Annotated in this window: 9 protein-coding genes; 6 read left to right on the top strand and 3 right to left on the bottom strand. The window is 55.8% G+C overall.

The features are described from left to right. Nucleotides 1–92 precede the first annotated feature (92 nt). The 6 genes from IEX36_RS04970 (at nt 93) to phoU (ending at nt 5,741) form a co-directional block, all read left to right on the top strand. Nucleotides 93–812: a winged helix-turn-helix domain-containing protein gene (locus IEX36_RS04970; RefSeq protein ID WP_188758177.1), complete on the top strand. Its 720-nt coding sequence runs from the start codon at nt 93–95 to the stop codon at nt 810–812. A 9-nt stretch (nt 813–821) separates the two neighbouring features. Then, nucleotides 822–2,195: a sensor histidine kinase gene (locus IEX36_RS04965; RefSeq protein ID WP_188758176.1), complete on the top strand. Its 1,374-nt coding sequence runs from the start codon at nt 822–824 to the stop codon at nt 2,193–2,195. 296 nt (nt 2,196–2,491) lie between these two features. Next, the gene (gene pstC / locus IEX36_RS04960; RefSeq protein ID WP_229668722.1) at nt 2,492–3,403 is read left to right on the top strand and encodes a phosphate ABC transporter permease subunit PstC; all 912 of its coding nucleotides are present in this window, start codon (nt 2,492–2,494) and stop codon (nt 3,401–3,403) included. Nucleotides 3,404–3,406: 3 nt separating this feature from the next. Next, nucleotides 3,407–4,312 (top strand): phosphate ABC transporter permease PstA, encoded by a 906-nt coding sequence (gene pstA / locus IEX36_RS04955; RefSeq protein WP_188758174.1) that lies wholly within the window; start codon nt 3,407–3,409, stop codon nt 4,310–4,312. Further along, on the top strand, nt 4,312–5,070 hold the full coding sequence (gene pstB / locus IEX36_RS04950; protein WP_188758173.1) for a phosphate ABC transporter ATP-binding protein PstB: 759 nt from the start codon (nt 4,312–4,314) through the stop codon (nt 5,068–5,070). Before pstA ends, pstB begins: the two co-directional genes overlap by 1 nt. Further along, nucleotides 5,070–5,741, top strand: coding sequence for a phosphate signaling complex protein PhoU (gene phoU / locus IEX36_RS04945; protein ID WP_188758172.1), 672 nt, complete (start codon nt 5,070–5,072; stop codon nt 5,739–5,741). The genes pstB and phoU overlap by 1 nt, the downstream gene beginning before the upstream one ends. A 2-nt stretch (nt 5,742–5,743) precedes the next feature. Here the strand turns inward: phoU and IEX36_RS04940 are convergent, their stop codons facing one another. The 3 genes from IEX36_RS04940 to IEX36_RS04930 are packed head-to-tail and all read right to left on the bottom strand — an operon-like array spanning nt 5,744 to nt 13,165. Further along, nucleotides 5,744–9,322 carry a UvrD-helicase domain-containing protein gene (locus tag IEX36_RS04940; RefSeq protein ID WP_188758171.1) on the bottom strand — a complete coding sequence of 1,193 codons (3,579 nt, stop codon included), beginning with the start codon at nt 9,320–9,322 and terminating at the stop codon, nt 5,744–5,746. Then, nucleotides 9,315–12,014, bottom strand: coding sequence for a PD-(D/E)XK nuclease family protein (locus tag IEX36_RS04935; protein ID WP_188758170.1), 2,700 nt, complete (start codon nt 12,012–12,014; stop codon nt 9,315–9,317). The genes IEX36_RS04940 and IEX36_RS04935 overlap by 8 nt, the downstream gene beginning before the upstream one ends. A gap of 8 nt (nt 12,015–12,022) precedes the next feature. Next, the gene (locus IEX36_RS04930) at nt 12,023–13,165 is read right to left on the bottom strand and encodes an MFS transporter (protein ID WP_188758169.1); all 1,143 of its coding nucleotides are present in this window, start codon (nt 13,163–13,165) and stop codon (nt 12,023–12,025) included. Between the last annotated feature and the right edge of the window lie 28 nt (nt 13,166–13,193).

Genomic DNA, 13,193 nt, shown 5'->3' with positions numbered 1-13,193 from the left:
GGGGCCAAGGATTCATCGAATGTTAGCAATTGTTTCTGCAACCTTGGGTTAACCTGTTTGTAATTGAGACGATAAATAAGGGGTTTCGGAACGTGAGCCAGACTATTTTTGTGCTGGAAGATGAACCAGATATTTCACGACTGATCCAGTATCACCTGGAGAGCGCAGGCTATGTCGTCCGCCCGTACTTGGCGGCAAACCATGTTTTGAGCGATGCGGAACGCCAGCCACCGTCCCTGTTTCTGCTGGACATCATGGTCCCGGGTGGCGATGGACTGGACCTGTGCCGCAGGCTGCGGCAGAACCCGGCGCTGAGTATTGTGCCAATTATTTTTCTCACGGCGCGGGCTGCGGAGAATGATCGCGTCCTGGGACTAGATGCGGGTGCCGATGACTACATCACCAAGCCGTTTTCAACACGCGAGCTGTTGGCTCGGGTGAAGGCAGTACTGCGGAGATTTGAGCGCCCGGCAGCGCCTTCGATGGTGAAGTTTGAGGGCATTGAAATCGATGCTGGAGCGATGCAGCTTCGAGTCAACGGGGAGCTGGTGACGACGACGGCAACGGAGTTTCGGCTGCTGGATTATCTGGCGCGGCACCCGGGGCGCGTGTTCAGCCGGGATCATCTGTTGGATGCGGTGTGGGGTGATGCACGGTTTGTGACACCGCGCTCGGTCGATGTGTACGTGCGGCGCATTCGCGAAAAGATAGAAGCCGATGCAGAAGAGCCGCGCTATCTTAAGACCATGCGCGGAGCAGGTTACAGGTTCGAGATCCCAAAGACCGCAGTTGCAGCTCAAACTGTCGCATAGGTGCTGTCTGTGACACGAGGACTGTCTTTTGCGTTTTTTCTGCGGATGGTGGTTGCGCTGGCCTTGGCTGTGGCGCTTGTGGTGTGGCTGAAGCCGCACGGGTGGGGGGCGTGGTTCGTTGCGGGGATTTTGATGTTTGTGTGGGCCGCGGGCAATGCAGCTGTGCTGACGCGGTCGATTGAGAAAGACATCGGTGCACTGGAGACAGCGACTATCGCCATTCCTGAGCGGAAGATCGCTGCACCAGCCGAGAGATTCAGCGACTTTGATGGGCTTGCTCGCGCACTCTCCGAGGCTTCCATTCGGGTGGAACGAGTGCTGAGTGATGCATCCGAAAGCCGACGTGAGCTAGAGGCAATGATCGACAGTATGCAGGACGCGGTCGTTGCAGTAGACGCAGGAGGGCGCATCCAGTGGACCAATCAGCAGATGCAGCGACTGATGTCTGGGCCGGCGGCAGGCAATGCTGTGCGTGTGGGGCATGCTTTGGTGCAGACGGTTCGTGACCCGGAGGTGCTGGGCTGCGTGCGCGTGGCGATTGAGGCTCGCGAGGTGTGTGAACGTCGTTCGACGTCGCTGCTTCCTGGGAAGATATTTGAGGTAAGTGCATCGCCGATGCCTGGAGGTGGGGCGGTTGCGGTGCTGCACGATATTACGCGGATTGAGCAGGTGGAGCGCGCACAGAGAGATTTTGTGGCGAATGTTTCGCACGAGCTGCGCACGCCATTGACCTCGATCAGCGGCTATGTCGAGACTCTGCTCGACCATGAGACGCTTAGCCCACAGGCACGAGAGTTTCTGGGGACCATCCACAAGAATGCTACGCGTATGGGCCGGCTGACTGAGGACCTGCTGGTGATGGCGCGAATCGAGTCTTCCGAACAGGAGCTGCACCCTGTTCGAGTGCGTGCGGATGTACTGGTTCGTGATGCGGTCAAGGCGATGAGTGGCCTGGTGCATGACAGTCTTGCCCTCGTGGAGATCGGCGATGTGAGTGACTCTGACGTGATGGCTGATACTGACGCCGTGCTCCAGGTGCTTAGTAATCTGATTGAGAACGGGATCAAGTATGGACGGCCCCATGGCGGGGGGCAGTCACGTGTTGTCGTGAGCTCATGTGATGTCTCTGAGACTCCGGGTGGTGCAGCGGTGGAGTTCAGTGTGCGTGACTTCGGTCAGGGAATTGCTTCTGAGCACATTGGCCGAATCTTCGAGCGGTTTTATCGTGTGGATAAGGCGCGTTCGAGGGAGTCCGGTGGCACCGGTTTGGGGCTGGCGATTGCGCGGCATGTCGTCGAGAGCCTGGGGGGAAGAATCTGGGCGAAGAGTGAGATGAACCAGGGAAGCACATTTCTGTTTACACTGCCGCGTGTGGGAAAGTGACGGAAAATAAAGAGATTCGTCGGGATTTCCCCGTTTTGTAACCTTGGTGTAACAATTCTTCTTCAGACTTAAGGAAGCTTCACATCCGCTCGTTGCCAGCAGAAATTTGAACCATAGGGATAGGATCTGTGTCTTCCGGACGCATGACGACTGAAAAAGAACCCACGCCTTTGGAAGTTGCCGCTTCCTCCCCCTCGGGAGCGACAGACGAGGCTCATGGCGGAGAACGGTTGGATGCGTTTGGTGGATCGCTTTCGCCAATTCGGACTTATCTGAGCCAACGTGGTAGCGGCAGGATGGCAGATAACAGTTTTGCCGGCATTGTGCTTGCCTGTGCGTGCAGCATCTTTGCCATCGTTCTGATGATCCTTGTGATTCTCATAGTCCGCTCGCACCTGACACTGGTGCAGTTTGGGTGGAAGTTCTTTACGAATCAAGCATGGGACCCTGTATCGGGGAATTTCGGTGCGCTGCCGTTTATTTATGGCACCATCACCACCTCTATTCTTGCGCTGATTATCGCTGTGCCGCTGGCTCTGGGAGTTGCGATCTTTGTTACAGAGCTTTGCCCGCGCCCGCTGCGTGCGCCGATCTCATTTTTGACCGAGTTGCTGGCTGCGATTCCAAGCGTCGTTTATGGGTTGTGGGGAATCTTTGTGCTGGTACCGTTGATTCGCGATGTGGTGGGGCCGTTTCTGGCGAAGACGCTTGGTTGGACAGGGTTCTTTGATGGGCAAAACTTTGGCGTGGGGATGCTGACGGCAGGGATTGTTCTGTCGATCATGGTTTTGCCGATTATCTCGTCGTTGACACGAGACATCATGCTATCGGTGCCGAACAGCCAGCGCGAGGCAGTGCTAGCGCTGGGCGCGACGAAGTGGGAGATGATTCGTATTGGCGTGCTGCGCAACTCTCGCATCGGCATTGTTGGTGCGGTGATGCTGGGGTTAGGGCGCGCGCTGGGCGAGACGATGGCTGTGACGATGGTGATTGGCAACAATCCACAGATTGTGAAATCGCTCTTTGCGCCGGGGTATACGCTGGCAAGCGTGCTGGCAAACGAGTTTTCCGAGGCGACTGGCGATAGGTATTTGAGCGCGCTGATTGAGATTGGACTTGCGCTGTTTTTGGTGACGATTGTGGTCAACGCGATTGCGCGTCTGATGGTGTGGGCGGTAACACGCGGCGCTCCGGCGAAGGTGAGCTAGACGATGAGTACGCAGCCATTCAACTCGCAGCCGATCGAGACACGCCGCAAGCTAGCCCGGTTCAATAGGGTGAGGCGCTCGGCTACGAACTATGTTGTCGGTGGGCTTTCTGTTTTGGCGACTATCGTAGTGCTTGCGCCGCTGGCGGCGATTCTGGTTTACCTGATCTTCAAGGGTGCGAGCTCACTGAATCTGGCTTTTTTTACACAGGTTCCCGCGCCTGTGGGCGAGACGGGCGGCGGCATGGCGAACTCGATCATCGGCTCGGGGCTCATCCTGATGGTGTCAAGCCTGATCGGTGTGCCGATTGGAATTGCAGCGGGCGTTTATCTTGCCGAATATGGACGCGGTACGATGCTGGGCAATGCAGTGCGCTTTACGGCAGATGTGCTGAATGGTGTTCCGTCGATTGTGATGGGCATTGCTGCGTATTCGCTGGTGGTTGTTCCACAGAAGCATTTTTCGGCCCTGGCTGGCGGCATCGCGTTGGCCATCATGATGGTGCCGACGATTACGAGGACCACGGAAGAGATGCTGGCGACGGTGCCACATGCGATTCGTGAAGCCGCGCTTGGGCTGGGTGTGCCAAAGTGGAGGACGACGCTTTCGGTCAGTCTACGGACGGCATCGCCCGGCATTATCACGGGTTGCATGCTGGCGTTTGCGCGCGTTGCGGGTGAGACTGCCCCGTTGTTATTTACGGCATTCGGCAACCAGTTCTGGAGCTTTAAGCTGAACGAGCCTATCGCTGCGTTGCCTTTGCAGATTTATGTCTACGCAATCTCGCCGTATGATGAGTGGCACCGGTTGGCCTGGGCTGGGTCGCTGGTCTTGATCGTTCTCATCATGGCGTCGGTTACGTTGGTGCGCATCTATGCAAATCGCGGCGTGCTCAAGGGAGGAAGCTAGTGGGAGTTGGCATTCTGGTGGAAGACCTGAACGCCTGGTACGGTTCGACGCATACGCTGCAGGACATCAACCTGCACATTCCGGCGAACCATGCTACTGCGCTGATCGGGCCCTCGGGCTGCGGCAAATCGACGTTTGTTCGCTGCCTGAATCGTATGCATGAGACGAATCCGATTGCGCGCGCGACCGGCATTGTGAAAATGGGCGATCTGGACATCTATAAAGATGTGTCTCCTGTTGAGATTCGCCGCCGAGTGGGGATGGTGTTTCAGCGGCCTAACCCCTTTCCTACGATGTCTATTTACGACAATGTTGTGAGTGGGCTGAAGCTGAATGGCTTTCGCAACCGGCGTGTGCTGGATGAGATCTGCGAGCGGTCGCTCAGGCAGGCTGCACTATGGGAAGAGGTTAAGGACGATCTGAAGAAAAAATCAGGGGCGAGCCTCTCCGGAGGCCAGCAGCAGCGTCTTTGTATTGCTCGTGCATTGGCCGTCGATCCTGAGGTGCTGCTGATGGATGAGCCCGCATCGGCGCTCGATCCGGTATCGACTTCAAAGATTGAAGATCTTATCTTTCAGCTCAAGAGCCAGTACACCATCGTGATTGTGACGCATAATATGCAGCAAGCCGCACGCGTCGCAGAGAACACGGGGTTCTTTCTGAACGGCAAGCTCGTTGAGTTCGACTCGACGCATAAGATATTTACTAATCCGCGCGACAAGCGAACGGAGGATTACATTACGGGGAGGTTTGGCTGATGCGTATTAAATTTCAGCAGAGCCTCGATGATTTGAAAGAGCGGCTACTCATTATGGCAGGGCTGGCGGAGCAGGCCATTCAACGCTCGATTGAGGCGTATATCACGCGTGACACCAGCATCTGCGAGCTTGTGCTGCAGGCTGAACCTTCCATTAATAAACTTGAGCGGGAGATCGACCAGATGGCTCTCGATCTTCTTGCCATGGAACAACCCATGGCGATCGACCTGCGCTTCATTCTTTCGGTGATCCGCATCAATGCTGATCTTGAGCGTGTGGGAGATCAAGCAGTGAACATTGCCATGAGAGTTCGCGAGATGGGCGCCTTTGCGAATGTGGATCTGCCTGTAGATATTCCACGGCTAGCATCGCTGGCGTCGGCGATGGTGCGGAAATCGTTGCAGGCCTTTATTGAGGGTAATGTCGAGCTTGCGCAGTCTGTGCTGGCGCTCGATGATCAGGTTGACAGGATGAACGATGCAGCCTATCAAGCACTAAGCACGCTTATCAAAGAAAGGCCTGAGCTTACTCCGCAGTCATTGAATGCGCTGATTATTGCGCGCAATCTGGAGCGAGTTGGCGATCATGCGACAAACATTGCAGAGGATGTGATCTTCTGGGTGCGGGGAGCCGACGTTCGTCATAATCCTGCAGGAGCGCAGGCTGTGTGAATTTATAAATCCGGCTCCCACCAAATTAGCTTCGGGAGCATTGGGAAATAGAGCGCTACACGAATATCTGTTCCTGGCTGGCTGGTTCGGATGATGCGTGCGTAGCTTGTCAGTTGTCCTTCGTATCTGGCGCGTTCTCCGGCCAGAAAATCTCCAATGTCTCCTCCCACATGCAGGGTGGTTTTGTAATCCACAATCCACACACAGTTATCCCCTTCTGTCAAAGGCTCAGTTCCGGCGCGAAAGATGCGGTCGAGTCGCACGCTTGTTCTTTCTTTCTGCCACGAGGTTATGGCGAATTCACTTGAGCTATTTTTGCGGAAGGCCAGTATCCAGCGACCTGCGGCGTCTTGAAGAGCATTGGTCAGTGCGGTGATTACCTGTTGTGCATAGCGTTCGAGACGGTTAGGAGGCATGCTCTCGGCGCGCAGTACTGCGATGATACGCGGTTTCCAAGCGACAATTTCGAGCAGAAGCTGATCAGTCTCCGTGCCTGATGCAACACGTCTCGCCATCTGTTCCAGAAAAGCGTGTACTGTGTTGCCTAAGACTCTTGCCTCAAAAGAACCTTCGGGTCTTGTGAACGACGCGGCATTGCGCAGAGTCGTACCGGTAGAGGGCAACCTGGTCGTTGTCTTAAAACGCGATTGAGGATGGAACGCAAGAGGAAGTCGCTGCAAACGCGGATGCATGCTCGCATTGCCGGATGCTGCGAGAGCAAGGCCTGAAGCGTTCTCAGGCAGATGGAGCTGAGCAGATGCTTGCTGTGTGGTTGGCGATACAGAAAAATGCTTTTGTGCTGCTGGCCATGCGGTTTCAAGAAGACTGCCGGAGGGCGGTCTAATTTCTCCTTTGGCGTTCAATCTTGGAGCAGCGAACAGATGGAGCTCCTCTTTAGCGCGTGTGCAGGCAACGTAAAACAGACGTTTCTGTTCGGCGATCTCTCGCGCGCTGTGAATACCTTGAATCCATGCGTTGAGTATTTTCGATCCCTCGCCTTTGCCCGCGATTGGAGCCAGGACAAATGGTGAGGAATTTTCTCCAGTCGGGTTGAGTTCTTCCCAGCTCAGCAAGCGTCCACGATCTCGTCGTGGGGATTTCTCCATACCAGGAACGATCACCAGGTCCCACTCCAAACCCTTTGCCTTGTGAATGGTCAGCAAATCGACTGCATTTTCGGTTGTGCTGGTGTTGGCGAAGAGGCTTGCCATGCGGCGTTGAAGCAGAGGGAGATTGATATCGCCCGCTTCCATCTCCAATTCGGCAAGGAGCTGCAGGTAACGGAGCGCATTCGCAGTTTCATTTGCGCCGAGGTAAGCATCGCCTCCGAGCGATCGCCATGTGCGTTCCACAAGCTGCGACGCGGTGAGTTGAGTTTGTTTGTCTGCTGCAGCACGCATGATGGGCCACAGGCGGGTTAATCGCTCACAGCTCTCTTCGCTCAATAGGTCGCCGCGTTCGTCGATGAGGCTCTCCATGGAACGTTGCGCGTAGTCATGGTTGTCTGCGCCTGCTAACAGGTGTAATTCAGCAAGGCTAAGACCACACCATGGTGCTCGAAGCACGGCTAGCCATGCGGTGCGATCTGCCGGATGCAGCAAAGCGCGTGTGAGTGCGAAAAGGTCAAGGACCTCTTGCCTGTCTCCCAGAGATTCAATGTCTACCGCGCGATATGCGATTGCAGATGCTTTCAATTCCGCGATGATGTCGTTCAGCAGGTGTTTCGTGCGCACGAGAACAGCAATTTTCCATGGTTCTGTGCGGCCCGAGGGGAGTGGGCGGGAGCGCCACAGTTCGATGGTGGAACGGATCGACTCCGCATCGAGATGACTTTGATCAGGTATGGCCGCTTTGCTATTGTGGCGATTCTCCTTGGGGGGTAAGACGGTGCCGTGCCACACAATGTTTTGTGCGTCGCTGGATGGTTCTCGTCTCGAAACTGCTCTGGCATAAGGGACTTCTTCTGGATTCGAGATGTCTGATGCGGAAGGGAAGAGCTTCGAGAAGTCTTCGTTGAATGCACTTACCAGACCGCTCTGCGAGCGGAAGTTTGTCGTCAACTGCAAGCGCTCAATGGGAAGGTCGCCGAACTCTCCAGTGAGCATGGTGCGTACGAACCGTTCCACGCGAGCGTGCCGGAAGAGATAGATGGACTGTTTGGGATCACCGACGAGAAAGATGGTCTGACTCTGACCGTCCCAGCCGCGGGTCAGCATTTCAAGCAATTGATATTGAATGGTTGAGGTGTCCTGCATCTCATCGACAAGCAGGTGTTGAAATTTTACTCCCAGGGACTCGGCCAAAGCGTTGGAGGAGTTTTCCTGATTCAGTGCTGCATGCGCGAGTAGCTCTAGTTCGGTGAAATCGCATTCGTCGTGCTCTGCGAAGACAAGCTGTAGCTCGGCGAGCGCGCGGCGCAGGACGCGGAACAATACTTTAATAACTGCCCATTGCTCGTCAGGATATTGTGCAGGGGGAAGCTTCGTGACTTGCCGAAGCGCGGCGAACAATTCATCATTCGCGCACAGATCGTCGTGTAGATTCCTGAGTCTGAGCGCATGGTGAGATTCAAATTCGAAGCCGAGATGCTTTTTGTTTCTGGTCTTTCTCCAGCCGTCATTTGTGGTGAGGATGTGGGCCAGGGAACGCCATCGCTCCAGCTCTTCTACGCTTTCACCTGGTTCGATGTGAATACCTGCAAAGTGTGCGATTGGCGATGCGGAACCCTGATAACCGGGGGCATGGGCCATATCCTCAACGAGCGCTGTAAGTTCTGTTAGCTGCTCTTTTGGAAACACTGAGGTCAAACGTGCCAACCCGGACTGTACCGATTGCTCCAACACGCGTTGTAGTTGTGTGCGAACAATGCCATCAAGATACGTTTCGCTCAACGCTCCTCCGGAAAGTGGGATTAGCCCACCCCATTGGTCGCGGAGAGAGAATATCTCCATGAGCAGACGTTCGCAGTCGACGAGATTGCCGTCGCGATGCAATAGGAGGGTGCGCAGAGCTGCACTAAGCTCCGCATCGGTGCCGCCAAGTTGCATCAGGGTTCGGCGTGCTGCTTCCTGATAGAGCACGCTTGCGTCTTCGACAGGAGACAATGCACCGCCTGCGCCGGAGAGCACGGGGAGTGAACGCGCGATCTCACCACAGACAGAGTGGATGGTGCGAATATTCAGTCTGCGTGGGTGGTTGAGCAACTCCCATCCGAGCATTTGGTCACGACGTAATACAACCTGCGCCAACGCCCTTGTTTCACGCTCGAAGGAGGTCTTAGATTGATCGGATCCGGTGGCGAGCTGCAATTGCTTCACGATGCGCTCGCGCATCTCCGCGGTTGCCTTGACGGTGAAGGTGATGGCGAGCACCTGCTCGGGTTGCTGGACGCTCTCATCGGCGAGCAGCTTGAGAAAGCGCTGAATCAGTAAGCCGGTTTTGCCGGAGCCGGCAGGGGCTTCAACGATCCATGACCGATGCACGTCGAGCGCATCTCTGCGAGCTTGCCAGTCTGGCGGCAAGGTCTCTTCTGTAGTTGGCTGGATTACATCTGGGTTTGGAAAGAGGAATAGTTCACCCAAGCTCCACCTCCACTTCGTCATCCTCCTTTTGCAGTTGCGATGGATCGAGACGACAGAGGATTCTTTGGCTGCAGTGCTGGCATGTCTTCGGATAAGCCTTGGGGTCCACGCTGGCATCGCCTTGGGAAAAATTGACGGCAAGATTGTCGAGGACACGTCTCCAATCTTCAACCTGATTTTCCAGAGATGCGAATTTGAGTTTGCGCTGATGCAGTATGACATCAGTGGCTGCGCCAAAGCCGGTCAGGTCGCGGTCGTCACCTGCGCGGACCAGTCCGAATGCTACTCCCTGCAACTTCGTGGCATCTGTGACTATGGCATAGAGCGGAAGCTGCGGCTCGTCAGGCCGGTCGGTGAGCCACTCGTTTGGCGTAACTTTCCCGGTCTTATAGTCAATCAAGATTCTGCCGTCTTTGGTTGAATCGACGCGGTCGACGCGAACCTTCAGGCGCAGCGGGCCGACGTGGACATCGCTGAGGCCTTCTTCCTGGGCAACAACTTCAAAGCTCGGGCGCTTTATCTCGAGCTCAAGCCAGTGGATGAGCAGGCGGTTCATGCGGGCGCGTTGCACCTGCATGTATGCGGTATCCCACGCGGTCCCGCTAAGGGAATCCATCTTTGCGAGGCTCCGCAGGACGCACCGATCGACCATCTCGGCAAGTTCGCGAGAAGGCATCTCCTTGAGACGTTGCTGTGTTCTTACTTCGCTCCAGAAAAGCTCAAGCGCGCGATGTACAGCAATACCGCTTTCGGCTGCGCTCATTCCAGGAACTGATTGTTCAATTTTGGAAGACCGCAGCCGATGTTCGGCGAATGCGCGAAATGGGCATTTTGCCTGGCTCTTCAGAACTTGCGCGCCACCGTGGACGATAGCGTCCGGCAAGGGCTGGATGGGTTCGTCATCGTTCAGCAGTTCAAGCTCGACAAGAGCGTAAGGTGCCTCAGGGGCCGCGATGTCTCCGGTGTCAATTTCAGATAGACCCAATCCTTCAAGTGAAGATGAATGTTGTTGCTTGCCCTCAGGTGTTTCGGTTGCGTAGCTCACGATGGCTGTGGTCGCACTTGCAACGATTCGCTCGGTCAGCTTATGTGCATCGCTGCTGTCGCGTGCAACATCTGAACCGGGCATCTGCAGTTCGCGCTGAAGACGCCAGGAGAGTAGAGGATTCGTACTGGTCGGAAGAGGCCAGCTCAGATCTCCGGCGCGCATTAGCCAGATGGCGTCGAATGTTGCACCTGCGGCTTCGAGAGCGCCTATGATCTGAATAGGCGCTTCGTGCGACTCTGGAGCAAACATATTTTGCTCTACGATGCGTTCGAGCGATTTCAAGGCATGGCTGAACTCGACGCGCGATCCGTCGAAGTCCAGAGCTGCCAGTTCATCGAGCGCGCTTTCCCACTTTCTGCGTATCTGAAACTCAATGCTTGTCTCGTGTTCCGAACGCCAGCGGGCAATATCGAGCAACTCGTGCATGGTTTGTGCCCATTCGGCGTGGGTTTTTTGCTGGGGTTTGCTAAGACGCAAGGACAGCGGATGCAAAGCTTGCAGTGCGGAAGAAAGGCGTCTGAGATTCTTCCTGCGCGGCGATTTATATGTCGCTGTGCTCAACCAGTCGAGTAAGATTTCTGGACGAAGTCTGTGCGCCTTGCGCATTTCGAAGACGTCAAACTCTGCGCGTGCTGCTCGTTCGGCCGGCTCCATGGAAAAGTAGGGTGAGAGCACTAGGGCACTTGCGCGATCGACTGAAATAGGTCCAATGGCGAGGTGAAGCAGGTCCAATGCGGTTCGCACCATTGGTGTTTGCGCAAGTGGGGTCCCAAGCGAGAATTCATATGGACAGGTATCTTCGGAAGCCGCGATGTTTTGCAGTTCGGGTGCGAGAATCCCGCGGAAGGTCCTATCCATTTGGGCTCGGTGTTTTTCGAGAGATGGGACGACGATCGCGATCTGTGTTTCAGGGCGCTCTTTGAGAAGTTGCCTGGCCCATCTAGCAGCGGTCACGATCTCGTCTTCTTCGTCAGCCGCCTTGATGAGCAGTCGCTTCTCTGTTGGAAAAGTTGGCTGCAGCTCACTGACATTGCAGCCCGCCGACTGGATGGCTTTGAGCAAAGCTGATTGTGCGGGGGTAAAGCGATCGAAGCCGAGGAGGGCGATCTCTGTCTGTTCAAGACGCAGATCATTGGTTGTGGCCGCGCGAGTCAGGGCATCTTCGAGTTCTGCCTGAGCCAGAAAGTTGCCGTCTCTGCATTTGCGATGGAATTCGATTGCCCATCGTTCAAAGGCCATCGTGTCCGGGGTAGATGCTGTGCCGCGCAGTTTACTTTGCCCGCAATAGCTGCACAGGCGTTGCCAGGCGTCGGCTGCCAGTGTAGCGAGCGCATCTTTTGAGCGTAGACTTTTCAGCTCGTTGTCGGTTGCGAGAATGCCGAGCCAGATGGAGTGCTCCTGCGTCCGATTCACGAGTAGACGTGAAACATGGCCGTCGATGAGCAGCCGACGCCAGAGTGTTGACGTCCATGTATCCCATGAAAAGACCTGTGCAGGTTGCCAGCTGCCGAGCCCTAATTGTCTGTTGCGGAGATCAAATGCTCGCATCAGGGTCCGCGCTGCACGCTGATTGCCCGTCACGATGGCTGCACCGTTGTCGAGTGCCTTGGCTATCTCAGGATGCAGCGGCCCGGTGCTGTTCATGTCTTCGGTTATACGCCTGGAGGTTCTGGAAAAGACGCTTGTCTGTCAGAGTGCTTTGGCGAGAAGGCACTCATGACGAGTAGTGCAAGAGCGGTCGCTAGCGGAATGGCCAGCGCAACCTGCAATGACTTCGCTCCGGTGGAGACGACGCCCATCAGCCATGGCAAGGCCGCGGCACCAAGTCCAGAGGCGGCCAGCACGATGCCAGCCTGTCGAGCAGTGGGGCCTTCGACCATGAGCAAAGCCCATGTTGAAGGGAAGAACGGTGCGAGGCTCAGGCCCAGCAGCATCGCGAATGCGGCGATGGCGATTGCGGAGTGGGAGAAGGCGAGTCCTGTCGTAAAGATCGCAGTCAGGAGCAGGCCCCAGCGTTGTACGGTCTTTTCACCGACGCGCAACATGACAGCAGATGCGGCTGCGCGCCCTATGGTAAGTGCCATCCAGAGCAGGAGCGTTGTGTATTCGCTGACGGCCAAGGTTTTATCACCATAGCGTAGGGCAAATGTAGTCAGCCACCCACTCAGGCATGTTTCCAAACCGCCGTAGAGGACCAGAAGGCCTGCGAAATAGAGATAGATCTGAGGTCGCAGGCTTTGATTTGAGCTTGTGGTTGCTGCTGGTTCGAAAGGCTCTATCAATTCTGCTTGAGAGCCGCGCATCTCGAGCAAAAGACCGCAGACACCGATGACGAATGCGCCTGCAAATAGTTCGAGCAGAGGTCGCAGAGCGAAGAGCGGCAGCAGCCAAGCAGCCAGCAGTGCCGAAAGCATTGCGCCCAAGCTGAAAGAGAAGTTTAGTAGCGAGAGAGCCGAGCCGCGGTGGACAGTGAATCTGCGTCCTGCGAGGATGTTGGTTGATGTGATGATCTGGCCGATCCCGAATCCCGCGACGAATAATGCTGCGGCTCCTAAAACCATGCCTGGTGCGATGGAGAAGTAGCCGAATCCCGCAGCGCTGGCTGCTAAGCCCACGAGCAGGCTGCGTCGCAGGTTGCGTGAGACGCTGACGCCGCCAAGAAATGCGCCGCAGAATTTCGTGAGCATCAGGACGCCGCTCTGCGAGTCCTTCATGTGCCACTCTGTCGCGAGGACGGGCAGGATTGGCCCCAGTAGCGCGGTTCCCAGACCTGCCAGCAATAGCGAAAAGTGCATGAGTCCTAATGATGGAACAGACTTCGTT

This window comes from Edaphobacter acidisoli (genome assembly GCF_014642855.1).
In the GTDB taxonomy this organism is placed as follows: domain Bacteria; phylum Acidobacteriota; class Terriglobia; order Terriglobales; family Acidobacteriaceae; genus Edaphobacter; species Edaphobacter acidisoli.
Note: the sequence above shows the minus strand (reverse complement) of the source record. Positions and strands in the feature narration are given on the sequence as shown.